The organism is Paracoccus sp. (in: a-proteobacteria), from assembly GCF_047973135.1.
Taxonomy (GTDB): Bacteria; Pseudomonadota; Alphaproteobacteria; order Rhodobacterales; family Rhodobacteraceae; genus Paracoccus.
On sequence record NZ_JBKEBL010000039.1, the window covers coordinates 16,004 to 37,262 of the forward strand.

A 21,259-nucleotide genomic window follows, 5' to 3' on the forward strand; every position below is an offset into this window, starting at 1 on the left:
AGAGGACCGTAGGCCATTGCAATTTTTGTGATAATAGGGAAATTCTGAAACTCGGCTTTTCATTATTCGGTTAAATCCGATGAATAAACTGCGCGCGATGGAGCTTTTCCTGGCGACGGCCGACAGTGGCAGCTTTTCCGCCGCCGGACGGCTTCACGGCTTGTCGCCGGCCAGCGTCGCGCGGCATGTCAGCGATCTTGAGGCCCGGTTGGGGGTCTTGCTGATCCACCGGTCTACCCGCGCGTTGACGCTGACGGAAAGTGGTGAAATCTATCGCCGCGACGCGCGCGACATACTGGCCAGCGTCAAGGCCGCCGAGACCGCCATCACCGATCTGAACGACACCCCGCGCGGCCTGTTGCGGGTGCATTCGCGAACGATGTTCGGGGTTTCGGTTCTGTCGCGTCTGCTGCCGGAATTTCGCGGTCTGTATCCCGATCTGCTGGTCGATCTGCACCTGTCCGAACAGGCGATGCGGCTGCATGAGGACGGTTTCGATCTGGATTTCCGTATTGCTCCGCCCGCCGAGCAAGGTCTGATTCAACGACGAATCCTGCAAAGCCGCAGGATATTGGTCGCCGCACCCGGTTATCTGAAGAAAACCGCCCCGATCACCCGCCCCACCGATCTGATGCGCTGCGCCTGCCTGACCTACTGGATCAGCCATGAACAGGTGTTCTGGCGGTTTCGCGATGGCCGGACCGAAGAGGAACTGCCCGTCCCCTCGGCCTTTTCCAGCAATAACGGGCTGCTGTTGCTGGATATGGCGCTGGCGGGGCAAGGGGTGGCGCTGCTGGATGACTATACGGTCGCGGATCACATCGCCTCGGGCGCGTTGGCGGCGTTGCTGCCTCATCTTCAGGTCACAAACACGAGCTTCGAGACGGGGATATATGTCACCTATCGCGAGGCCCCCTTCATCCCGGTCAAGATGCGGATTTATATCGATTTCGTCGCCGCCCGCTGGAGCAGCGCCCTGGGGCGCGACAGCATGGCTTGACCGACCGGTCAGTCACTGGCAGTCTGGTCCGACGCCACATGATTTGGAAGCGATCAGCATGTCAGAACAGCCGGGCGCGGATGCCTGTCACGAAGATGAACCCAGCGAAAGCGTGCGCCGCCTGCTGGAGATCGGGGCGCGGATCTTTGCGGAAAAGGGTTTTGCTGCGACATCGATGCGCGATATCGCCAGCGCTGCCGGAGTGTCCAAAGCCCTGCTTTACCATCATTTCGTAAGCAAGGACGATATTTATGCCCGCATATCCTACTATTCGACCCAACATCTGAACGAGTTCGTCGAAGCGCGCATTCCCGCCGATGGCACGCCCCCGGAACGTCTGCGCGCCTTCATGTTGGCAGCGGCAAGTTTCTTTGCCGAACACCGCTCGGCCTGGATCGCAGCCAGCACCGCCTTCTGGACCGACCCGGACCGCCATCGCATGCAGCAGCGCATCCTGCGTCGCCATCAGTTCGAACAAAGGCTGCGCGACCTGATCCGGGAAGGGATCGAGACCGGGGATTTCCGGGATGTCGATACGGCCAATGCCGGTCGGCTGGTTCTGTCGGGGATCAACTGGATGCACAGGTGGTTCGACCCCGACAAGCCGCTGAGTGCGGAACAGATCGTCGATCAATATGCCGACATCATCCTGGGCGGCCTGACGCGCCGGTGACTGCCGCCACACGTTGTCACAAGTCGCCGGAATGACGGCACCGCCGCAGATTTGCGTCCCGCGATGGCCGGGGGGGCTGTGCGCCCCCCGGACCCCCTGCAAACGCCTGCGGCGGGGCGTCCGTCTGCTGGCGGGCGCGGCGTGGCCAACGCGGTCAGCCATCGCCCGAATGGCAGCAATATCGGCGCCTCCGGACTTCAGAAACTGTCATTCGCCGGGGCCGCAGACATCAGTCGCGGGGAATATTGTATTGCCGGATCTTGCGGTACAGCGTCGGGCGTGAAATTCCCAAGGTCGCGGCGGCGCGGGTCATGTTGCCCTTTTGCGCCTGCAAAGCGCGGCGGATCGCCATTTCCTCGACATCTTCGAGATTGACCTGCCCCGGCTGTTCAAGCCCGGTCATGGACAGATCGAAACCCTGCTTGCGCTCGGTGATTTCGGCGGGCAGATCATCCGGCGTCACCTCGCTGCCGGTTTTCATCATCGCCAGCCTTTCGACCAGATTGCGCAATTCACGCACGTTGCCCGGCCAGCGATAGGCGCGCAGGCTGTCGATCACCTGATCCGGAAAATGCAGCTTCGGTCGTTGGAAACGCCGGGCAAAGACGTCATTGAAGTGATCCAGCAGCGGCACAAGATCGTTGCGGCGTTCGCGCAGCGGCGGCACGTCTATCACCACGATGCCGATGCGATAGAACAGGTCACGGCGAAAGCGGCCTGTCTCGACATCGTCGCGCAACTGTCGGTTGGTCATGGCGACCAGTTGCACATTCACCGCCCGCCGCTTGCTGCACCCGACGCGATAGACGGCACGCTGTTCCAGCACGCGCAGCAGATAAGGCTGCATCTCGATGGGCATATCGCCGATTTCATCCAGGCACAGCACGCCGCCATCGGCCAGTTCGAACTTGCCGGGCTTGCCGCCCTTCAGCGCGCCGGTGAACGCGCCCTCGGCATGGCCGAACAGTTCCGCGCCGATCAGATCCTTCGAGACGGCGGCGCAATTGACGGTGACATAGGGAGCGTTTTCCTTGTTCAGCAAGCTGTGGACCAGCCGCGCGAACAGTTCCTTGCCGACGCCGGTTTCGCCCTGCACCAGCACCGTCACATTGGCCTTTGCCGCGCGTTCGGCCAGTTCAATCGCCTCAAGCATCTTGGGGGCGCTGCCGATAATGACGATCTCGTCCTCTTCGACATTGGCCCGCGGGCGGATACGGATGGCTGCGGTGTCCAGCTTGACCCCGGTGCGGACCAGCGGCTTGATGAACAGCGCCGCGCCGCGCAAGTGCCCGTCAGTCTCAAGCCGTTCGATTCCCGTGGTCTCGATTTCGGGGGGCAGCGCGGCGATGATCTCGCCATCGCTCATCTCTGAGGTCAGCGACACAAGCTGCTTGCCCACTGCCAGCCTGGCCCGGCCCTGATACAGCCGGTCGTCCAGCCCCCGGCGAAACAGGATGCGGCCAACATTGTCCAGCAGCAGCACGCCATTTCCCGGACGGCCATTGTCGGAATTCAGCAGCGCCTCAAGCAGGACGGTGCGTTCCTGTCGCTGCTGCTCGGCCAGCGCGATCTCTATCTCGCGGGCGGCGGCGACGACCAGCGCAATATTATGCGGGCGAAAGATATTGGGCGGGCCGGACAGATCGACCACGCCGATCACGCTGCGGTCAAACGGGTCGAAGATCGGCACCCCGGCGCAGGTCCAGGCCTGCACACCCTGACAGAAATGTTCGGCGGCATGCACATAGGTCGGCTTGCCGGTTTTCAGTGCCGTGCCGATGCCATTCGTGCCGATGGCCCCTTCGTCCCAGATTCCGCCGATTTCCAGATGGATCTGTTGGCCCTCGTCCAGAACCGAATGATCGCCGATGGCCTCGATGATCACGCCCGCACTGTCGGTCAGGATCAGGATCGCCCGCGCCTCGGCCAGATGTGGGGCCAGCCGCGAAAAGGCCGAACGCGCGGCCTGCATAAGTGCTACATTTTTTCGCCTTAAACGGTAAAGATCGTCCTCTTGCTCAATCTTACGAGAGTGCAGGCTGCTGGCATCCACACCCGCCTTCAGGCTGCGCTGCCACGACATCGCGATTTCGCTGCGCACGGTTGTCACGCCGCTTTGGGCAGGCTGGTGATGCCCGCTGACCAGATCTTCCCACGCCCGGCGGGTCCGGAATTCCGAGTACCCGTCCTCAGAGACCGAATCGGCCTTGCGCAGGCGGTTGAAATAGCTTGATTGCCACATTCGTCGCTCGGTCGCTTCCTGGCTTAGGATGAATGCGAGGCGCATTGCCCCGCCGCTGTTCGGTCTGTCAGGACAGCCCCAGAATCTCGGACAGGGCCGCCGCCAGATGCTTGTCGCTGAAGCTGCGGTTGATCGGCGTATCGGCCAGATGCCCGATCAACGACACCATGTCGTCATCCACCGGCGAGATAAAGCCGTTCTCTGCTGTCGCGATGACAAAACGCCGCCCCGCAGGGCCGCCCCGGATTTCGCCAAGCATCAGCAATTGCTTGCCGTTGTTCAGATCGGCCAGCACCACCCGGCCGTTCAGGCTGATCTTGATATAGGGTCGGGGCGGCGGCCCGGCCCTGGTGCCTCCCAGATCGTGAATGATCAGCCCTTGCGGCTGTGGCGGCTTCTTTGCCTCGGCGCGTTCCCGCAGCCGGGCGCTGTAACCTCCATTGCTGATCTGATCGGCCAGCCTGCGTATGGTGTGCGAATTTTCGGATATAAGGCGCTTTGCCTGCACGTCCTCACGACGCGATTCGTCGCGTTTCGAGAAAATATCCACAGCGCGTCCTCCCTGCGGACATTTTTATCATCATTCCCGGCATGTGCCTATGCTGTTTAGCCGGGACCGGCGCCTGCCCGCTTCCCGTTGCGGCAATTTCGGGGCAACCGGTCGCGCCGCGCCGCAGGTTACATACCGGCCAGTTCCGTATGCTCCGAACTGACCGTTCCGTCCGTGTCGGTCAGGGTTACATCCACCCTGCGGATTGCCGCCGGAACCGACATGCCTATCTGCGGATCCTCGGCCAGCGAGATACTGCCCGTCATCCGCAGGTAGTCGGTGCCATTTGCGCTGACCCCGACCGTCTCGACATAGCGCATGGGGATGAACAACAGCGTCACCTGATCCATCTGCATCCCGGAATGCGATGGATGCGAGATGTCAAGCTCAAGCCGTTTCATACCCGCGGCCATACCGGCCAGAACCGCCCCGGCATCGCCCGGCAGATCGTCACTGACGCTTAGCCGCATCCGTCCCAAGGTCGCCAGCGCCAGCTTGGGGTCCGACCCCGGAGGCGCGGCGCAGGCCCCCTGACCGCTGGTCTTGATGAAACCGCCGCTTACAAAGACCCGTCCATCGGTCATCTCGGCCACGACATGCACCGGCGTCGGACCGTTGATGCGCAGCGTCGCGTCAAAGAAGAAATAGGGCTGGGGCTGGCTTAGCGCGAAATCCGCTGAAACCGGCATCGGGTTTTCGTCCAGTACCACCGCCACCCGCGAAATCAGGCCACCAGCGGGCGCGGTGATCTGCGCGGCAACGCGGGTTCGCGCGTCGTCAGCGGTGCGATAGGGCGCATCCAGCGCGATCACGCCTTTCCCGGCCAGCAAGGGGCGGTCGTCATACAGTTGCGCGCGAACCGCGTCCCAGGATTCTTGCGCGGCAATGGGCAGCGCAGCGCAGATCAGCGCCAGGGCCAGAAATCCGCGCCTGCAATATCTTGTCGCCTCATTCCTCATTCCGTCCCCTCCCCGAAAAAGGCGTAGCGCAGGATATACTGCATCCCGCGCCGCCAGCTTTCATCCGTGTTCGAGCGAATATCGACCGCCAGCCCCTTGACCATGGTGCCCGTGTCCGCCTCGCGAAGCTGAAGGTTCATCGACAGGATCAGATTCGACACCTTGTGCACCTCGCCCACCAGCGAATAATCCGCCCCCAGTTCGACCGCCATCCGCGTATCGCACCGGTTGCACTGTGCCGGATTCGCGATCCCGGCCAGTTTGCCCGAAACCGGATCCAGCGCGACCAGATCATAGCCTTCACGCGCGAACCGGTCACGCACAAGCTGATCCAGCATCGCGGTCCGGGCCGTTTCCGCCGGATCCCGGCCCTTGATGGCACCCAGATGCGAGGCGTCCAGAAACGTGATGCCGAAGAAGGCCACCTTCTCGGCGGCACCGGCCGGAAAAGCCGTCATCGTGATCAGGACAAGCGCGCGCAGCAGCATGGGCATGGCCGCCCCCCGGCGTCGGTTGCGAACTGCCGACATCGTGCCGTGGCGCGCCACCTTGCCGCAACCGCGCCAAAAGTATCGGTTGGCTTGTAGTGCCGCCTCTTTGACTATGTATGCGGGGTGGCGCGTAGAGAGAGGGCGTTTTGAGGTATTCCACCACATGTCTTGCCGTGATCGCGACGCTGTTCACGACATCCGCCGCCGGTGCACTGGAGGTGAATACCGGCGTTTTACGGGTGGATTACGCCGAAATCCTGCCGATTTCACGTTATGACCTGCGCCCCGACGATCTGGGTTTTGCTGGTGCCGCACTTGCGGATGAGGATAACGCCACCACCGGCGGATTTCTGGGCCATGAATACCGGACCACCACCACTGCCGCCACGCCTCAGGATGCGGCGACCGCGCTGGAGGCGATGCTGTCGGATGGCGTTCGCCTTGTCGTCATCGACGCAAGGGCACCCGAGCTTGTGGCCCTGAGCGATCAGGCGCAGGCGGCGGGGGCGCTGGTCCTGAACACCCGCGCGCCCGATGTCGCGCTGCGCGGTGCGGATTGCCGCGCCAACCTGCTGCATATCGCGCCTTCGGACGCGATGAAGGCCGATGCCGTGGCGCAGTTTCTGGTGTGGAAGCAATGGCGCAACTGGCTGCTGGTCGGCGGGTCGAACCCCGAAGATCTGGCCCTGACCGAGGCTTATCGGAACGCGGCGCGCAAGTTCGGCGCAACCATCGCCGGCGAACGGCAGTTTCAGGACACCGGCGGCGCGCGGCGCACCGATTCCGGCCATGTTCAGGTGCAGCAGCAATTGCCGGTATTCATGCAAGAGGCCGAACCGCATGACGTCGTGGTCGCCGCCGATGCCAGCGACTATTTCGCGGCCTATCTGCCCTATCACCTGTGGACACCGCGCCCCGTTGCGGGCAGTGCCGGTCTGCGCCCCGTCACCATGCACGGCGCCCATGAGGCATGGGGGGCCACGCAGTTCCAGACCCGGTTCGAACGGCAGAACCGCAGGCAGGTGCAGGAAGAGGATTACAACGTCTGGCTGGCCCTGCGCGTCATTGGCGAGGCGGTGACACGCACCGGCAGCGCCGATCCTGAGGCGATCAGGGAATATGTGCTGTCCGACGCCTTCGAACTGGCCGCCTTCAAGGGTCAGAAAGTGACGTTCCGCGACTGGAACGGCCAGCTTCGCCAGCCGATCCTGCTGTATGACGGGCGCATCACTGTCAGCGTCAGCCCGCAAGAGGGGTTTTTGCACCAAAGTTCGCCTCTGGACACATTGGGGCTGGACCGCCCCGAATCCGCCTGCACCGCATTCGAATGAGGACCGCCATGAAACCGCTTCTGCTTGCCCTGTTGCTGACCGGCACCGCGACGACTGCCCAGGCGGGCAAGGCTTTCGTGTCGAACGAACGCGGCAATACGATCACGGTGATCGACACTGACACCTGGCAGGTGATCGAGGAATTTCCCGGCGGCAACCGCCCGCGCGGGATCACCCTGTCACCTGACGGCGCGCTTCTTTACGTCTGCGCCTCGGATGACGACGCCGTGCGCGTCTTTGACACCGAAACCTATGCCGAACTGTACACCCTGCCATCCGGCCCCGACCCCGAGCTTTTCGTGATCGACCCCTCGGGCAACCCGCTGTATATCGCCAATGAGGACGACAATCTGGTCACGGTGACGGATACGCAGTCGCATTCGGTCCTTGCAGAGGTGCCGGTGGGTGTCGAACCCGAGGGGATGGCGATCTCGCCCGACACGAATTGGGTGGTGAACACGTCGGAAACCACCAATATGGCGCATTTCATCTCGACCGGGGATTATCAGATCAAGCATAACATTCTGGTCGATCAGCGCCCGCGCTATGCCGAATATGCCGCCGATGGCAAGCGCCTGTTCGTCAGCGCAGAAATCGGCGGCACAGTCAGCGTGATCGACATCGCCGAGGATGGCACCCCCACGCTGAGCCACAAAATCAGCTTCGAGGTGCCGGGCGTGCAGCCCGAATGGCTGCAACCGGTGGGCGTGAAGGCGACGCAGGATGGCAGCAAGATCTTTGTGGCGCTTGGTCCGGCGAACCGGGTGGCGGTGATCGACGGAGCCAGCCTTGAGGTGGTCGATTACATTCTGGTCGGGCAGCGTGTCTGGCAGATGGCCTTCACGCCGGGTGAGGAATATCTGCTGACCACCAACGGCAATTCCAACGACGTGACGGTGATCGAGGTCGCCAGCAACAAGGCCCTGCAATCCATCGCCGTGGGCCAGCAGCCCTGGGGAGTTGCGGTCACGCCATGAAGCGCGAGGAACGGGAATGATCATCAAACGCTTTCTGATCGCGGTTTTCGCGCTGTTCCTGACGGCTGGCGTCACGCCTCTGGACGTGCCGGTCATCCGCGCCGCCACGCTGAAGATCGGCACCGTCAACTGGGAACTGGAAACCATCATCCGCAACGGGCTGGACGCGAAACATGGCTTCAAGCTGGTGATGCAGCCCTATGCCGATAACGGAGCGACCCGCATCGCGGTCGAGGGCGGCGAGGCCGATTTCGCTGTCGCCGACTGGATCTGGGTCGCCCGCCAGCGGGCCGAGGGGCGCGATTACGTGGTTATCCCCTATTCCCGCGCGGTAGGCGGGCTGGTCGTTCCAGCGGGCGGCGCGGCGCGACTGACGGATCTTGACGGTGGAAAGATCGGGATCGCCGGCGGGCCGCTGGACAAAAGCTGGTTGATCCTGCGGGCCTATGCGCAGCAGGAATATGGCATGGATCTGAAAGCCGCGACCGAACAGGTTTTTGGCGCGCCGCCGCTGATCTTCAAATCCGCGTTGTCGGGCGATTATGCCGGCGCGATCAATTTCTGGCATTTTCTGGCCAAGATGAAGGCTGCGGGCATGACCGAACTGATCTCGGTCGAGACGGCGGCAACGGCGCTTGGGCTGGACCCGGATGTGCCGCTGCTGGGCTATTACTTCAAGGACGACTTCTTTGCCGATCATCCGGAACTGGCGCAGGCCTTTTACGATGCCAGCCGGGATGCCAAGGATCTGCTGGCCAGCGACCCCGCCGCATGGGACGCGATCCGCCCGATGATGAATGCCGATGACGACGCGCAATTCGATCAGCTTCGCACCGACTGGCTGGCGGGAATCCCGCCGCGCGGGCCGGTCGATGCCGATGCGGCGGGCAAACTGCTGGCTCTGATGGCCGAACTGGGCGGGGCGGAACTGGTAGGTCAGGCCGATACGGTCCCCGAGGGGCTGTTTGCGGATGTACGATGACGCAGGCATCGTGCCTCGCCCGCCCGGCTGTGTCCGATGCCGTCCGCGTTGACATCCGCGCCAAGGATTTCGGCACGATGCCTGTCCTGCGCGACGTCCGCTTTCAGGTCGCGCGAGGCGAGACGGTTGCCCTGCTGGGGCCTTCGGGCATCGGTAAATCCACAACGCTGCGCATCGTCGCGGGGCTGGACCGCGATTTTCGAGGCTCCGTCTTCCGCCCCGAACGCATGGCGGTGGTGTTTCAGGAACCGACGCTGCTGCCCTGGCGGACGGCACTTCAGAACCTGACGCTGGTTCATGCGGGTCTTGGCGCAGCGGATGCCCTTGCCGCATTGGCCCGTGTGGGGCTTGGGGGGCGTGAGAACATGTTTCCGCTGAACCTGTCGCTTGGCCAGCAGCGGCGGCTTGCGCTGGCCCGCGCCTTTGCGGGCCGCCCCGAACTGTTGATCATGGACGAACCCTTCGCCTCGCTGGATGCCGAAATGGCCGATGCGATGATGGCGCTGACCGAAACCCTGATCGCCGAGGCCCGCCCCGCGACCATCCTTGTCACCCATGCGCCGACCGAGGCCGGTCGTCTGGCCAGCCGCATCCTGGAACTGCATGGCCAGCCCGCCACCCTGCGGCCATGACCATCCCCCAAAAAAGGAAATCACAATGAAAAACCGCCTTGTTCCGTCGATCCTGTTCGCCCTGTTCACCCTGCCCGCCGCCGCGCATGACCTGGGTTTCGCCGGAGTTTTGTCGAACAATAACAAGGGAGAAATGCCGGAAATCACCCTGTCGGTCGGCAAACCGCTGGCCGAGGGGCCAGTCGAACTGACATCCGGCATGCTTTATGAACTGGAAATCACCGCCGACGGCACGGGTGAACTGGCGCTGGAGGGCCCCGGCTTCTTTCGTGCGATCTGGGTGAACGAGGTCGTGGTGAACGGGCTGGAAATCCGCCCCTTCGGTCTGGAAAGCGTAGAGTTCGACGAGGCCGGAACCATGCAGATCGAGTTTCTGGCCATCAAACCCGGCCAATATTGGCTGAAAATCCCCGGCAGCAGCGGCGAAAGCCAGCGCGTCGATATCGCGATCCGCTGATAACGCCACGCTCGGGCACGATCCTTGTTGCGACGCGGCACCCGGCCTCATCCGGTTTGCCGGGGCGTTCCTTCGGGCGGAATGCCGCTGTTGGCGGGCGTCCGAAGATAGGCATCCGGGTTGCGCGCCAGTTCCGATATGGCTGCAAGGATCGTATCCACCTTCTCATCGCTCATCAGCGCACTGAGGTTGAAGCGGGTAAAGCCCGGTCGGGCATCGTCATCGCCTGCCCGGATACGGGCGCGGATAGCCTCGCTTCCGGCGCGGTCGATGCCGAACAGGCGATGTCCGTAAGGCCCCGCACAGGCGCAACCGCTGCGTGCCTGAATTCCAAAGTGATCGGACAGCGCGCGTGTCATCGCGCCGTGCCGCGATGGCAGGCCACACGCGGATTCCAGCCAGCAGGCAAAGAACGGCAGCGCCGGGGCCGTGCCGCGATCACCGGCATAGCGAAATCCGGGCAGCCCCGCGAAAGCGACGGCGGCGCGGGCGCGCAACGCGGTATGGCGCGCATCCAGCCAATCCTGACCCATCGCCTCTTTTACCAGAACCACCAGCGCGGCACGGATGTCGCCCACCACATTCGGCGTGCCCGCCTCTTCCCGCGCTTCGGGCGAGGCGGCGTAATCCTGCCCCCAGGGCGAGACATAGCTGACCGTCCCGCCGCCGGGCCAGACCGGCACATCACGGCGCAGCGCGGATTTTCGGACGATCAGAATGCCCGACGCCCCCGGCCCGCCGATGAACTTGTGCGGCGAAAACACGATAGCGTCCTTTTCGTGATCAGAGCCCACCGCCATATCCATCGCCAGATAGGGCGCGCCGCCTGCGTAATCCCAGACCGCACGCGCCCCGTACTGCCTCAGCAATCGCGTGACGGCCACAGTATCGGTCAGAATCCCGCTGATATTCGAGGCAGCCGAAAACGCGCCGATGACGGGACGGCCCGCCGCGCTGCGCAAAAGCTGTTCCAGATGGGCAAGGCAGGGGCCGCCGCGCTGCGGATCCTCATTGATCTCGACCATCTCGGCACCGCTTTCGCGCCACGGCAGGATGTTCGAATGATGCTCGTACGGGCCGATCAGGATCAGCGGCGCACGCCCCGCAGCCACGTCATCCGTCACGCCAAGCAGGTGGACAAGCCGGTTCAGCCCCGCCGTCGCGCCCGAACCGGTGAAAATCGTCGCGTGGCTGTCATCGGCACCGCAATGCCGCGCGATCACCGCCCGCGCGTCGCGCCGCAGCCGGGTGATGAAGGCGCTGCAATGCGACCCCTCGGTGTGGCTGTTGGCATAAAGCGGCAGAACCTCGTGAAGGATCGTGTCCTCGACCTGCCGAAGGGCACGCCCCGAAGCAACATAGTCAGCATAGATCAGCGTACGCGGGCCGAATGGTCCTTCGAATGTCAGGCCCTCGCCGATCAGTCCGGCGCGCAGGCTTTCGATCCTGTCGGGACGATCGAACTGGCTGCGAAAGTGATCGAAAAAGGGCATGTCAGGCATGGTCGGCCTCCTTGGTTGATGTCAGGAATTTACCAAGGCGAACGGCAGTAAAATCTATCGAAATTACCAGGCTTTCCAATTATATTCGTTCATATGAACGAAAATTTGCCAAAACTTGATGAAATGGATCGCCGCATCCTCAGGGCGCTGCAACGCGATTCCTCGCAACCGCAGCGCAGTCTGGCCGAAGCGGTGGGGCTAAGCCAGAATGCCTGCTGGCGACGGCTGAACCGGTTGCAGGCGGATGGCGTGATCAAGGGCCACACGATCCGGCTGGACGCGCAAGATCTGGGGCTGGCGCTGACCGTGTTCATGATGATCCGCACCCGCCACCATTCACGCGAATGGCTGGACAGCTTTCGCCGCGAGGTGCTGGCCATCCCGCAGGTCATCGACATGTACCGCATCGCCGGGGAATACGATTATATCCTCAAGGTCGTGGCGGCGGATATGGACGGCTTTGATCAGGTCTATCAGCGGCTGATCAGCAAGCTGGAGCTTGAGAACGTGACCTCGCTGATCACCATGGAGGCCATCGCCGCCGGTCGCGACCTGCCGGTCTGACCCGGCCCGGCATGGTCAGGTCTGCTGGACGCGGCGCAGGATCGACAGAAAGCGGGCCATGATCGGGGTCTGGCCGCGCAGCGCGGACCGGCAGATCATGATGTCCAGCCCCTGCTCGGGTGCCCTGATCGGCACATGGACAAAGGGGGGCGGTAACTGGCTGGCGCTGAGATTGGACATGATGCCAACGCCGAAGCCCGCTTCGATCAATCCCTTGACCGCCGGAAATTCGTTCAGCCGGTAGATATGGCGAAAGATGGTGCCGCGTTCCAGCAGGTCGGCGTTGAACTGACGCCCTGCCCCGTCACGCGATTTCAGGATGATGACGTTCTGGTCGGACAGATCGTCCCACCTGACCGAGGCAGGAATGTCGGCCTGATGCGCGGGGTGAAACACCGCCACCGCCCGCATTTCGCCGATCTTCTGCGGCACGATCTGCGAATGTTCGATCTGATAGGGAACAACGGCGAAATCGGCCAGATCGCGCAAAAGCATCTGGATCGCGCTGTCGCCATCGGTATCCTCGATTTCAAGAACGACCGCATCGTTCTGGCGCTTGAACGTCACCATCGCGTCCTGAAGCGTCGTCGCGAACAGGATCGACGGCCCCGCCAGCCGCAACCGCCCGATGCGGCCCTGCGCGAAATCGTCCAGCTCTTGTTCTGTCATCCGGGCGCTCTCGATCAGGCGAAGCGACAGGCGCAACGCTTCGTGCCCGAAGGCGGTCAGGCGGACGCCACGGGTGTCACGGTCGAACAGGCGCTGCCCCAGCTTGGCCTCAAGCTGCTTGATCGAGGTACTCAGCGTTGGCTGCGTCACCCCAAGCGCCTCGGCCGCTGCGGTAAAGCTGAGATGGTTCGCCAGTTCGACGAAATAACGCAGTTCCGAAAGCACAAGGGCCATGGGCAATCCTCTTGGCGTCCGGGCGCGCCATCGCGCCGCGCGTCAGGTGCCGCGGAATTTCGCCGGCCGACGCTGGCGCGCGGCCTCCAGCCCCTCGGCGGCATCATCGCTGGACATCACGGTCTCGATCAACCGGTTATGGGCAAGATTGGCCTCCATCGGCCCTTTTGTCACAGTGCCAAGCGCGATCTGCTTGATTGCCTGCACGACCAACGGCGCATTGGCGGCAATCTGGCGGGCGACCTCCAGCGCGCGATCAAAGGCCGCGCCGTCGGGCACCACCTCGTTGACAAGGCCGATCTCTCGGGCCCGCGCGGCACCAAGCTTGTCAGCGGTCAACAGCCATTGCAGCCCGGCCTTGTATTGCACGCGCCCCGGAAAACCGCCCATCAGCCCCTGAAAGACCCCCATCCGTGCCTCGGGGTACAGAAAATAGGCGCTTTCCCCGGCAAAAACCATATCGGCGAACATCGCCGTGACCGAGCCATAGCCGATTGCGGCCCCCTCGACAGCGACCAGAATCGGCTTGGCGCAGGATACCGTCATGTTCGGAATGCCCAGAATACCGTCGCGCGGCACCTCTTTCAGGTCCAGCCCGGCGGTGAACATGCGCCCCGCCCCATGCAGAAGCCCGACATGAAGCTGCGGATCCTCCGCCAGCCGCTGCCAGGCAGAATTCAGACCGTGGATCAGCTCGGTGTTCCAGGCGTTCAAAGCCTCGGGCCGGTTCAGGGTCACGATCAGGATGCTGCCATCCTGACGGGTTTCGATTGCGGGCATGAATCACTCCGTTCCAGCACGCCGGTCGCGCAGTTCCGACCGGATCGTGACGATCAAAAGGGTAAGGCAGCAGACCAGAAAAACCGCCGTGATAGGGCCGGACACCATCTTTGCCAGATCCCCGCGCGCCATCAGCATGGCACGGCGGAAATTGGTTTCGACCATCGGCCCAAGGACAAAGCCCAGCAACAGCGGTGCGGGGCTGAAATCGCCCCGCAGCAGCAGCACGCCGACCAGCCCCGCCGCCGCGACCACATACAGGTCGAAAGCGCTGTTCGACACGCTGTAAGTGCCGACACAGACCAGCACCACGATCACCGGATAAAGCAGGTTGAACGGCACTTTCAGTACCGAGACCCACAGCCGCAGAAGCGGCAGGTTCAGAATCACCAGCAGGATATTGCCAAGCCCAAAGCTGAAGATCAGACCCCAGAACACATCGGGGTTCGTGTTCATCAGCAGCGGTCCGGGCTGGATACCGTGGATGATCATCGCCCCCAGCAGCAGTGACATGACCACCTCGCCGGGAATGCCCAGCATCAGCGTCGGAATGAACGCCGTCATCGAGGCCGAGTTATTGGCCGCCTCGGGCGCGGCCACGCCCTCGACCGCGCCATTGCCAAAGCGTTCGGGCTGCCGGGCCAGCTTTTTTTCCGCAGCATAGGCCATGAAAGACGAGATTCCCGGCCCGGTGCCCGGCAGGGTGCCGAAGAACGAACCAAGCGCGGTGCCCCGCAGGACCGGGCGCCATATCCCCCGGATCAGCGGCCGCCAGAAGCTGCCGGTCTTGCCTTTCAGGTCGATCCCGCCCTCGACATAACGCGTGATGTTGATATTGCCCATGATCTCGGCCAGACCAAAGGCACCCATCGCCAGCGCCACGATACTGAGGCCGTTGTAAAGCTGCGGCAGGCCGAAATCAAAGCGCGGTGCCCCGGAATTTGCGTCCAGCCCGACAAGGCCCAGCAGTACGCCCGCAATCACCATCGCAAGGTTCTTGAGAACCGAACCCCCGCCCACCGAGGCCGAGGCGATCAGGCCCAGCAACATCGCCGCGAAATATTCCGCCGGCCCGAACATCAGCCCGAACTTCGCCAGCAGCGGCGCGAAAAGCAGGATCACGGCGATACCGGCCATCGAACCGAAAAACGAGGCCCCGATGGCGGCAGTCAGCGCCTCGCGCCCGCGTCCGGCCCGCGCCATCGGATTGCCCTCGATACAGGTCACTGCCGAGGTTGCGGTGCCCGGAATGTTCAGCAGGATCGAGGTGATCGCACCCCCGTATTGGGTGCCGTAATAGATGCCCGACAGAAAGATCAGCGCATCGGCGGCACCCATGTAATAGGTCAGCGGCATCAGCAGCGACAGCGCGGCCAGCGGCCCGATCCCCGGCAGAACGCCAATCAGCGTGCCAAGAAACACCCCCGAGAAACAGCTTAGCAGCGTCGAAAATTGCAGCAGCGTGTTCAGCCCCTGAAGAATATCGGCAGCATTGTTCATGACCCTGCCCCCTCAGCCCGGAAAGGCATGGATCGACATGCCCAATCCCATGTCGAAAATCAGACCCACGAACCCCGCAGCCGCTGCCGCGATGGACATGCGCAGGGGCCAGCCGCCGCGATCCCATGGCTGCGTCGCGATCAGCACCGTGGCGAATACGGCTGCGACATAGCCTGCCCGTTCGATCAGCAGGGCAAAGGCGATCACGCTGGCCGTAATCGCTGCGACGTTGCCGGGCCTGATCCGCCGGACCCCGGCGATCTGGGCGGGCCGCGCCACCCAGGCGATCATCAGCCCAAGAACCGCAAGCGCCGCCCCAAGCACCACCGGCAGAAACCCCGGCCCGATTTGTCGCAAGGTGCCAAGCTGGTAATTGGCCAAGGCATAGAACGCAACCGCAGTACCAAATACGACAAGTGACATCCCTCCGATCATCTCGGACTGGCGCTTTCCCGACATCTTTTCTCCTCCTCCGTCGAAACTGGTCTTTTTGGCAGTGCTTCAGATACTCTCCGTGATCTCGATCGTGCCACGCAAAAACGCGTCGCGGATCTCGGTGCGTTTCAGCTTGCCCGTCTCGGTGCGTTGCGTGCTGCTTACGACGTGAAAGGCTTTCGGCGTCTTGATCGGGCCAAGATCGGCGCGCACCTGCTGGCGCAGCGCTTCCAGCCGCGCGGCATCGTCCGCCCCGGCGGCATCAAGCTGCACCAATGCCACGGCGCGTTCGCCGAAATCCGCGTCCGGTATCGCGATAACCACCGCATCGGCCACACCCGGCGCTGTCAGGATCGCCGCCTCGATTTCTTGCGGATACAGGTTCACGCCGCCTGAATTAATGGTGAAATTATTGCGACCGGTCAGATAGAGATACCCGTCCTCGTCCACATAACCGGTATCGCCGAAGGTTTTCCAGCCCTGACGGCTGATACTGGCACGGGTCTTTTCCGAAGCTTTCCAATAGCTGAAGGTCGCCGGGCTTTCGAAATAGACGGTGCCCTCGGCGCGCGCGGGCAGCGGGGTCTCGTCAGTGCCGAGAATGTGGACAACGCTGTCGGTCGGCTTGCCGACAGATCCCTTGTGCAGCAGCCAGTCCGCGCTGGTGATCAGGGTCGAGCCGATACCCTCGGTACCGGAATAGTATTCCAGCAGCACCGGCCCCCACCAGTCGATCATCGCCTGCTTGGTCTGCACAGGGCAAGGCGCGGCACCATGAATCGCCATCCGCATCGACGACAGATCCCTTGCGTTGCGGGCGTCGTCCGGCAGGGTAAGCAGACGGTGGAACATCGTCGGCACCCAGATGGAATGCGTACAGCGCCAGCGTTCGATCGCGTCCAGCGCCGTGGCCGCATCGAACCGGTGCATCAGGACGTGACAGGCCCCGGCTTCGACCGATGTGGCCAGAAAGCGATGCGGTGCGCTGTGATACAGCGGCGAGGTATTCAGCAGCACGGCATCCGCGCCGATGCCCCAGCTTGCGGCGACTGCCACGTTGCGCGGATCCGGCGCGTCCCAGGGCCTGTCCGGCAGCGGACGACGGATGCCCTTGGGCCGCCCGGTCGAACCCGAGGAATAGTTCATCTCGGTTCCCGCCGCAAAGGCCGGATGCGGGACCGGCGGATGATCGGCGATCCGCGCCTCCAGCGACCCCGCACCGTCGGCTGACAGCGCAATGGTCTGCACCGTGCCGGGCACCGAGCCCTCGGCAGCAACGGCACCGGCGGTTTCCGCGTCAGTCAGCAACAGCGTTGCACCGCTGTCCTGCACGAAATAGGCGACGTCCTTCGCCGAGGCGCTGGAGGGGATCAGCGTGTAATAGCTTCCGCTGCGCTGCGCCGCGAGGATCAGCACTGCAAGTTCGCGGATATTGGGCAGGCAGATGGCGATATTCCCGCCGCGTTCGGCCCCCAGCCCGATCAAAAGACGGGCGGTACGGTTGACCATCGCGTCAAGCGTGGCAAAATCGGTATGTCGGCCGGTTTCGGCCTCGATCAGCGCCGTGCGTGATCCGGCAGTCCGGGCGTTCTCGGAAAGGTGGGGCATGTGTCACTTTCAGAACTCTGCCCGCGCCGCCGTGGCGCGGGCAGGCTGTCACGTCTATCAGTCGGTTGCGATGCCTGCGGCATCGACCATGTCGCGCCAGACCTGCAATTGTTCGGCCAGAACCTGATCCAGCACCTCTGGCGCGCTGCCCTCAACCACGTTCCCGAATTCGGCAAATTTTGCCACCAGCTCTGGTTCCGCCAGAACCTGTTGCAGCGCCGCGGACATGCCGTTCACGGCCTCATCCGGGGCGCCGCCGGTCGTGAAAAAGCCTGACCACGGCAACAGATCGACCGCGCCATAACCAAGTTCCTTGAAAGTCGGCACATCGGGAACGATTTCGGTGCGTTCAGGGTAAAGCGCGGCCAGCGGTCGGATCGCATCGCCCAACTTTTTCACGCCGCTGGTACTCAGGAACATGCACTGGATACGATTTGCCACCAGATCCGCCTCGGCCTCGGCTGTGCCGTTATAGGGAATGTGCAGCAGCTCGATCCCCGCCGCGCGGGCGAATTGTTCAAACGCGATGATCGAGGTCGCGTCGCCGGTGCCATAGCTGACATCGCCCGGATTTTCCTTGGCATAGGCCACGAACTCGGCCAGCGTCGTGACCGGCAATTCGGCATTGACGCACAGCGTGAACACAAAGGACGCAAAGGTGCTGACCGCGCGAAAATCCTTAGTCGGATCATAAGGGGGCCGTGTCCGGTGAATGGCCGGGGCATAGTTCATCGAGGTCGGCGTGGCGAACAGAACCGTATAACCATCAGGCTTTGCCCGCGCCACCGCTGTGGCACCGATCACACCCTCGCCTCCGGGCTTGTTTTCCACATTCACCGGTACGCCCAGGTTTTTGGCCAGGGCGGTGCCGACCAGGCGCACGGCGAAATCGCCCCCGCCGCCAGCGGAAAATGGCACGACCAGCGTGACCGGTTTCGACGGAAAGCTTTCGGCCCATGCCGGTAACGGTGCCAGCGCGCCGGCCAGTCCGGCCACCCCCAGCCCCGCCAGAATTTCCCTGCGGTTGATCTGTTCGGTCATCTCGATCCTCCTCCTGTTTGGTTGGCCGGTCTTACCCGGCCTTCAGCATGCGCGTCTTTGCCAGCGCGTCGTCATATTCGCGTTCCAGCCGGTCAACCACTGCGGCCACCGTCGGAACATCATGCAGGATCCCGATCCCCTGACCACAGCCCCAGATATCTTTCCATGCCTTGTTCGTGCCGACCGAACGATGCTGAAGCACCTTCAGCTTCTCGGGGTCGCCCGATTGCAGCACCGAAGGGTCAATCCCCGCCGCTTCGATCGACGGCTTGAGATAGTTTCCGTGAACACCGGTGAAATAGTTGGAATAGATGATGTCCTCGGCGCTGTGTTCGGTAATCGCGGCCTTGTATTCCGGCGAGGCATGGGCCTCTTGCGTGGCGATGAACAGCGTCCCGGCATAGCCGAAATCGGCACCCAGCGCCTGCGCCGCCAGCAGCGAACGCCCGTTGGCAATGGCCCCGGACAAAGCCAGCGGCCCGTCGAACCATTCCCGGATCTCCTGGATCAGCGCAAAGGGCGACTGCATCCCCGCATGCCCGCCCGCCCCGGCAGCAACCGCGATCAGCCCGTCGGCACCCTTGTCGATGGCGCTGTGGGCAAAGCGGTTATTGATCACATCATGCAGCACGATCCCGCCATAGCCATGGATCGCCTCGTTCACCTCGCGCCGCGCGCCAAGCGATGAAATGATGACCGGCACCTTGTAATCGACGCAGACGCCCATATCGTGATCCAACCTCTCATTCGAGCGGTGGACGATCTGGTTGACGGCAAATGGCGCCGAGGGCCGGTCCGGGTTGTCACGATCCCATTTCGCAAGATCTTCCTGAAGCGTTTCGATCCAGTTTTTCAGTTCCGATTCAGGCCGCGCGTTCAGCGCCGGAAACGATCCGATGATCCCGGCCTTGCATTGCGCCGCGACCAGTTCGGGATAAGAGACGATGAATAGCGGCGCACCGATCAGCGGGATCCGCATTCTGGAACGGATCATGTCGAGTGGTTGCATGGAGAGATCCTTTTGTGGTCTTTCCATAGCGTAGGACTCGGCGTTACATAAATACAGTCAATATTAGCTATAAATATATTGATTTAATTTATAGAACTCCTCGCAAAGCGGCATGATCATTATCCGGGCACATGGGTGATGCGCTTGTCCCCGCCCCGGACGATTTGGCCATGCCACCTGACCTGCTGCGCCCTGATCCAGTCCTGTGCGCTGTCGATGAACGTCCTGTGCAGGCGGCTTCTGTCAACCCCGCGGGTCATCAGCAGCCCCAGCTTCATCGCCCTCTGCCGACCGGCCAGAGGCACGAATTTCATCGGATTGCCGTCGGGCGCGACATCGTGCATCGGTCTGACATTGACAATCGAATACCCAAAGCCATTGGCCACAAGGCTGCGCATCACGGCAACATCGCGGGTCCGTTCGACGACATTCGCGCGCAGGTTCTCATTCGAGAAAAATGACAGGAAATAATCCGAGCTCAGCGGCAAATCCAGCAGCACCATCGGATAGCCTGCCAGCTCTTGCACCGTTATTTCCGGCAGATGGGCCAGAGGGTGTTCCGTGCCCAATGCGACCAGCGGCGGCAATTCGATCATCGGCGTGAACTGCAGATCCTTTGGCAAGCAAAGGTCATAGGTCAGCGCCAGGTCGATCTTGGCCTGACGCAGCAGGCTGAAAAGCTCGGCCTGATCGCATTCTACCTGGGTCACGCGCACCTCGGGATATTGCCCGACAAAGCTGCGGCGCAGACCGGGAAGCACGACCTGCGCAAAGGTGCTGAGACAGCCAATCGCCAGAGGCCCGCGTACCCTGCCCGAAAGATCGCTTGCAAGATCGCGCAACGCGCCGGCCTGCCGCAGAACCGTCTGCGCCTGATCCAGCAGCTTGTGGCCCGCCAGAGTCGGGGTCAGGCCCTGCGCGTGATGCCGGACGAACAGCTTTACCCCCAGCTCATCCTCAAGCTGGGAAATCCCCGCCGATATGGATGGCGACGACACATTCACCTGTTGCGATGCAGCGGCGATACTGCCGGTTTCCCCCACCGCGACGAAATATTCCAGTTGCCTCAAGGTATAGCGCAGTTGCATCACCCACCCCGGTTCCAAGGCCATCAGCCCCGAAACCGGTTTCCGGCAAGGCGGCCTCTTTACATGCGTCAGCCTGTCGCGGTATGGCGGATTTGTAAATGATCCTGACACCTGGGTCAGACCAGACTTGCAAGCACCCGGTCCAGCATCCGGTCACAGGCCGCAAGCTGGGCGGCTTCAAGATATTCGTCGGGCTTGTGCCCCTGCCCGGCCATATCGCCCGGCCCGCAAACGACCGTCGGAATACCAATATCCGCGAAAAAACCGGCCTCCGTGCCATAGGCGACCTTGATCGGCGCGTCATGTCCGCTGAATGCGGCAACCCGGTGAACCGCAGGATCATCCTTGCCGAGCGCCAGACCCGGATAGGCATTGGTGGTTTCAACGATGATTTCCGCCTCGGGGCAGATCTGCCGATAGGGGCGCAGCAACTGTTCGATCCCAAGGGTCAGCCGCCCGAGAAAATCGGCCGGATCGTCGCCGCCGACATGCCGCAGCTCAAATTCGACGGTGGCCTTGTCGGGCACGATGTTCA

At 62.7% G+C, this 21,259-nt stretch carries 22 protein-coding genes; 8 read left to right on the forward strand and 14 right to left on the reverse strand.

What is annotated here, in order from left to right:
* Window positions 1–79 precede the first annotated feature (79 nt).
* Both ACK5L9_RS03835 and ACK5L9_RS03840 read left to right on the forward strand, forming a co-directional pair.
* Window positions 80–1,000 (forward strand): LysR family transcriptional regulator, encoded by a 921-nt coding sequence (locus ACK5L9_RS03835; RefSeq protein WP_416910126.1) that lies wholly within the window; start codon window positions 80–82, stop codon window positions 998–1,000.
* A 58-nt stretch (window positions 1,001–1,058) separates the two neighbouring features.
* Complete coding sequence (locus tag ACK5L9_RS03840; protein ID WP_416910127.1) at window positions 1,059–1,673, forward strand: TetR/AcrR family transcriptional regulator; 615 nt, start codon at window positions 1,059–1,061, stop codon at window positions 1,671–1,673.
* Between the two features lie 229 nt (window positions 1,674–1,902).
* Here ACK5L9_RS03840 and ACK5L9_RS03845 read toward each other — a convergent pair whose 3' ends face one another.
* From ACK5L9_RS03845 to ACK5L9_RS03860, 4 genes are all read right to left on the reverse strand, one after another.
* Window positions 1,903–3,915, reverse strand: a complete 2,013-nt coding sequence (locus tag ACK5L9_RS03845; protein WP_416910128.1) for a sigma-54-dependent Fis family transcriptional regulator — start codon at window positions 3,913–3,915, stop codon at window positions 1,903–1,905.
* Between the two features lie 67 nt (window positions 3,916–3,982).
* Window positions 3,983–4,465 carry a hypothetical protein gene (locus ACK5L9_RS03850; protein WP_416910129.1) on the reverse strand — a complete coding sequence of 161 codons (483 nt, stop codon included), beginning with the start codon at window positions 4,463–4,465 and terminating at the stop codon, window positions 3,983–3,985.
* A gap of 128 nt (window positions 4,466–4,593) precedes the next feature.
* On the reverse strand, window positions 4,594–5,424 hold the full coding sequence (locus ACK5L9_RS03855) for a quinoprotein dehydrogenase-associated SoxYZ-like carrier (protein ID WP_416910130.1): 831 nt from the start codon (window positions 5,422–5,424) through the stop codon (window positions 4,594–4,596).
* Window positions 5,421–5,912: a DUF3280 domain-containing protein gene (locus ACK5L9_RS03860; RefSeq protein ID WP_416910146.1), complete on the reverse strand. Its 492-nt coding sequence runs from the start codon at window positions 5,910–5,912 to the stop codon at window positions 5,421–5,423. Before ACK5L9_RS03860 ends, ACK5L9_RS03855 begins: the two co-directional genes overlap by 4 nt.
* A 149-nt stretch (window positions 5,913–6,061) precedes the next feature.
* Here ACK5L9_RS03860 and ACK5L9_RS03865 point away from each other — a divergent pair, with 149 nt between their 5' ends.
* From ACK5L9_RS03865 to ACK5L9_RS03885, 5 genes are read left to right on the forward strand one after another with little or no spacing between them, the layout of a single operon-like run.
* The gene (locus ACK5L9_RS03865; protein WP_416910131.1) at window positions 6,062–7,246 is read left to right on the forward strand and encodes an ABC transporter substrate-binding protein; all 1,185 of its coding nucleotides are present in this window, start codon (window positions 6,062–6,064) and stop codon (window positions 7,244–7,246) included.
* 8 nt (window positions 7,247–7,254) lie between these two features.
* On the forward strand, window positions 7,255–8,223 hold the full coding sequence (locus ACK5L9_RS03870; protein WP_416910132.1) for a YVTN family beta-propeller repeat protein: 969 nt from the start codon (window positions 7,255–7,257) through the stop codon (window positions 8,221–8,223).
* A gap of 16 nt (window positions 8,224–8,239) precedes the next feature.
* Window positions 8,240–9,205: an ABC transporter substrate-binding protein gene (locus tag ACK5L9_RS03875; protein ID WP_416910133.1), complete on the forward strand. Its 966-nt coding sequence runs from the start codon at window positions 8,240–8,242 to the stop codon at window positions 9,203–9,205.
* Window positions 9,202–9,837, forward strand: a complete 636-nt coding sequence (locus tag ACK5L9_RS03880; RefSeq protein ID WP_416910134.1) for an ABC transporter ATP-binding protein — start codon at window positions 9,202–9,204, stop codon at window positions 9,835–9,837. The genes ACK5L9_RS03875 and ACK5L9_RS03880 overlap by 4 nt, the downstream gene beginning before the upstream one ends.
* Before the next feature lie 25 nt (window positions 9,838–9,862).
* A complete protein-coding gene (locus ACK5L9_RS03885; protein ID WP_416910135.1) occupies window positions 9,863–10,294 on the forward strand; it encodes a hypothetical protein in 432 nt (143 codons plus the stop codon).
* A 47-nt stretch (window positions 10,295–10,341) separates the two neighbouring features.
* Here ACK5L9_RS03885 and ACK5L9_RS03890 read toward each other — a convergent pair whose 3' ends face one another.
* A complete protein-coding gene (locus ACK5L9_RS03890) occupies window positions 10,342–11,796 on the reverse strand; it encodes an aminotransferase class V-fold PLP-dependent enzyme (protein WP_416910136.1) in 1,455 nt (484 codons plus the stop codon).
* A gap of 123 nt (window positions 11,797–11,919) precedes the next feature.
* Between ACK5L9_RS03890 and ACK5L9_RS03895 the strand changes: the two genes are divergently transcribed.
* A complete protein-coding gene (locus ACK5L9_RS03895) occupies window positions 11,920–12,360 on the forward strand; it encodes an Lrp/AsnC family transcriptional regulator (RefSeq protein ID WP_416910147.1) in 441 nt (146 codons plus the stop codon).
* 15 nt (window positions 12,361–12,375) lie between these two features.
* On the opposite strand, the gene ACK5L9_RS03900 is transcribed toward ACK5L9_RS03895, so the two are convergent.
* The 9 genes from ACK5L9_RS03900 to ACK5L9_RS03940 form a co-directional block, all read right to left on the reverse strand.
* On the reverse strand, window positions 12,376–13,263 hold the full coding sequence (locus tag ACK5L9_RS03900) for a LysR family transcriptional regulator (protein ID WP_416910137.1): 888 nt from the start codon (window positions 13,261–13,263) through the stop codon (window positions 12,376–12,378).
* 42 nt (window positions 13,264–13,305) lie between these two features.
* On the reverse strand, window positions 13,306–14,043 hold the full coding sequence (locus ACK5L9_RS03905) for an enoyl-CoA hydratase/isomerase family protein (protein ID WP_416910138.1): 738 nt from the start codon (window positions 14,041–14,043) through the stop codon (window positions 13,306–13,308).
* Between the two features lie 3 nt (window positions 14,044–14,046).
* Window positions 14,047–15,543: a tripartite tricarboxylate transporter permease gene (locus ACK5L9_RS03910; protein ID WP_416910139.1), complete on the reverse strand. Its 1,497-nt coding sequence runs from the start codon at window positions 15,541–15,543 to the stop codon at window positions 14,047–14,049.
* A 12-nt stretch (window positions 15,544–15,555) separates the two neighbouring features.
* On the reverse strand, window positions 15,556–16,002 hold the full coding sequence (locus tag ACK5L9_RS03915; RefSeq protein WP_416910140.1) for a tripartite tricarboxylate transporter TctB family protein: 447 nt from the start codon (window positions 16,000–16,002) through the stop codon (window positions 15,556–15,558).
* Window positions 16,003–16,044: 42 nt separating this feature from the next.
* The gene (locus ACK5L9_RS03920) at window positions 16,045–17,586 is read right to left on the reverse strand and encodes an AMP-binding protein (protein WP_416910141.1); all 1,542 of its coding nucleotides are present in this window, start codon (window positions 17,584–17,586) and stop codon (window positions 16,045–16,047) included.
* A gap of 57 nt (window positions 17,587–17,643) precedes the next feature.
* Window positions 17,644–18,627: a Bug family tripartite tricarboxylate transporter substrate binding protein gene (locus ACK5L9_RS03925; protein ID WP_416910142.1), complete on the reverse strand. Its 984-nt coding sequence runs from the start codon at window positions 18,625–18,627 to the stop codon at window positions 17,644–17,646.
* A 31-nt stretch (window positions 18,628–18,658) separates the two neighbouring features.
* Window positions 18,659–19,636 carry an NAD(P)H-dependent flavin oxidoreductase gene (locus ACK5L9_RS03930; RefSeq protein ID WP_416910143.1) on the reverse strand — a complete coding sequence of 326 codons (978 nt, stop codon included), beginning with the start codon at window positions 19,634–19,636 and terminating at the stop codon, window positions 18,659–18,661.
* A 119-nt stretch (window positions 19,637–19,755) separates the two neighbouring features.
* Window positions 19,756–20,724, reverse strand: a complete 969-nt coding sequence (locus ACK5L9_RS03935; RefSeq protein WP_416910144.1) for a LysR substrate-binding domain-containing protein — start codon at window positions 20,722–20,724, stop codon at window positions 19,756–19,758.
* A 116-nt stretch (window positions 20,725–20,840) separates the two neighbouring features.
* Window positions 20,841–21,259 (reverse strand): M20/M25/M40 family metallo-hydrolase (locus ACK5L9_RS03940; RefSeq protein ID WP_416910145.1); only part of this gene is annotated, 419 nt, incomplete at its 5' end.

Excerpts from the sequence above, each read along its gene's own strand:
- ACK5L9_RS03900 (WP_416910137.1), bottom strand. The coding sequence starts at position 13,263 with ATGGCCCTTGTGCTTTCGGAACTGCGTTATTTCGTCGAACTGGCGAAC.
- ACK5L9_RS03905 (WP_416910138.1), bottom strand. The coding sequence starts at position 14,043 with ATGCCCGCAATCGAAACCCGTCAGGATGGCAGCATCCTGATCGTGACC.
- ACK5L9_RS03840 (WP_416910127.1), top strand. The coding sequence starts at position 1,059 with ATGTCAGAACAGCCGGGCGCGGATGCCTGTCACGAAGATGAACCCAGC.
- ACK5L9_RS03920 (WP_416910141.1), bottom strand. The coding sequence starts at position 17,586 with ATGCCCCACCTTTCCGAGAACGCCCGGACTGCCGGATCACGCACGGCG.
- ACK5L9_RS03875 (WP_416910133.1), top strand. The coding sequence starts at position 8,240 with ATGATCATCAAACGCTTTCTGATCGCGGTTTTCGCGCTGTTCCTGACG.
- ACK5L9_RS03880 (WP_416910134.1), top strand. The coding sequence starts at position 9,202 with ATGACGCAGGCATCGTGCCTCGCCCGCCCGGCTGTGTCCGATGCCGTC.
- ACK5L9_RS03845 (WP_416910128.1), bottom strand. The coding sequence starts at position 3,915 with ATGTGGCAATCAAGCTATTTCAACCGCCTGCGCAAGGCCGATTCGGTC.
- ACK5L9_RS03855 (WP_416910130.1), bottom strand. The coding sequence starts at position 5,424 with ATGAGGAATGAGGCGACAAGATATTGCAGGCGCGGATTTCTGGCCCTG.
- ACK5L9_RS03915 (WP_416910140.1), bottom strand. The coding sequence starts at position 16,002 with ATGTCGGGAAAGCGCCAGTCCGAGATGATCGGAGGGATGTCACTTGTC.
- ACK5L9_RS03930 (WP_416910143.1), bottom strand. The coding sequence starts at position 19,636 with ATGCAACCACTCGACATGATCCGTTCCAGAATGCGGATCCCGCTGATC.
- ACK5L9_RS03835 (WP_416910126.1), top strand. The coding sequence starts at position 80 with ATGAATAAACTGCGCGCGATGGAGCTTTTCCTGGCGACGGCCGACAGT.
- ACK5L9_RS03935 (WP_416910144.1), bottom strand. The coding sequence starts at position 20,724 with ATGCAACTGCGCTATACCTTGAGGCAACTGGAATATTTCGTCGCGGTG.
- ACK5L9_RS03870 (WP_416910132.1), top strand. The coding sequence starts at position 7,255 with ATGAAACCGCTTCTGCTTGCCCTGTTGCTGACCGGCACCGCGACGACT.
- ACK5L9_RS03890 (WP_416910136.1), bottom strand. The coding sequence starts at position 11,796 with ATGCCTGACATGCCCTTTTTCGATCACTTTCGCAGCCAGTTCGATCGT.
- ACK5L9_RS03925 (WP_416910142.1), bottom strand. The coding sequence starts at position 18,627 with ATGACCGAACAGATCAACCGCAGGGAAATTCTGGCGGGGCTGGGGGTG.
- ACK5L9_RS03885 (WP_416910135.1), top strand. The coding sequence starts at position 9,863 with ATGAAAAACCGCCTTGTTCCGTCGATCCTGTTCGCCCTGTTCACCCTG.
- ACK5L9_RS03910 (WP_416910139.1), bottom strand. The coding sequence starts at position 15,543 with ATGAACAATGCTGCCGATATTCTTCAGGGGCTGAACACGCTGCTGCAA.
- ACK5L9_RS03895 (WP_416910147.1), top strand. The coding sequence starts at position 11,920 with ATGGATCGCCGCATCCTCAGGGCGCTGCAACGCGATTCCTCGCAACCG.
- ACK5L9_RS03860 (WP_416910146.1), bottom strand. The coding sequence starts at position 5,912 with ATGCTGCTGCGCGCGCTTGTCCTGATCACGATGACGGCTTTTCCGGCC.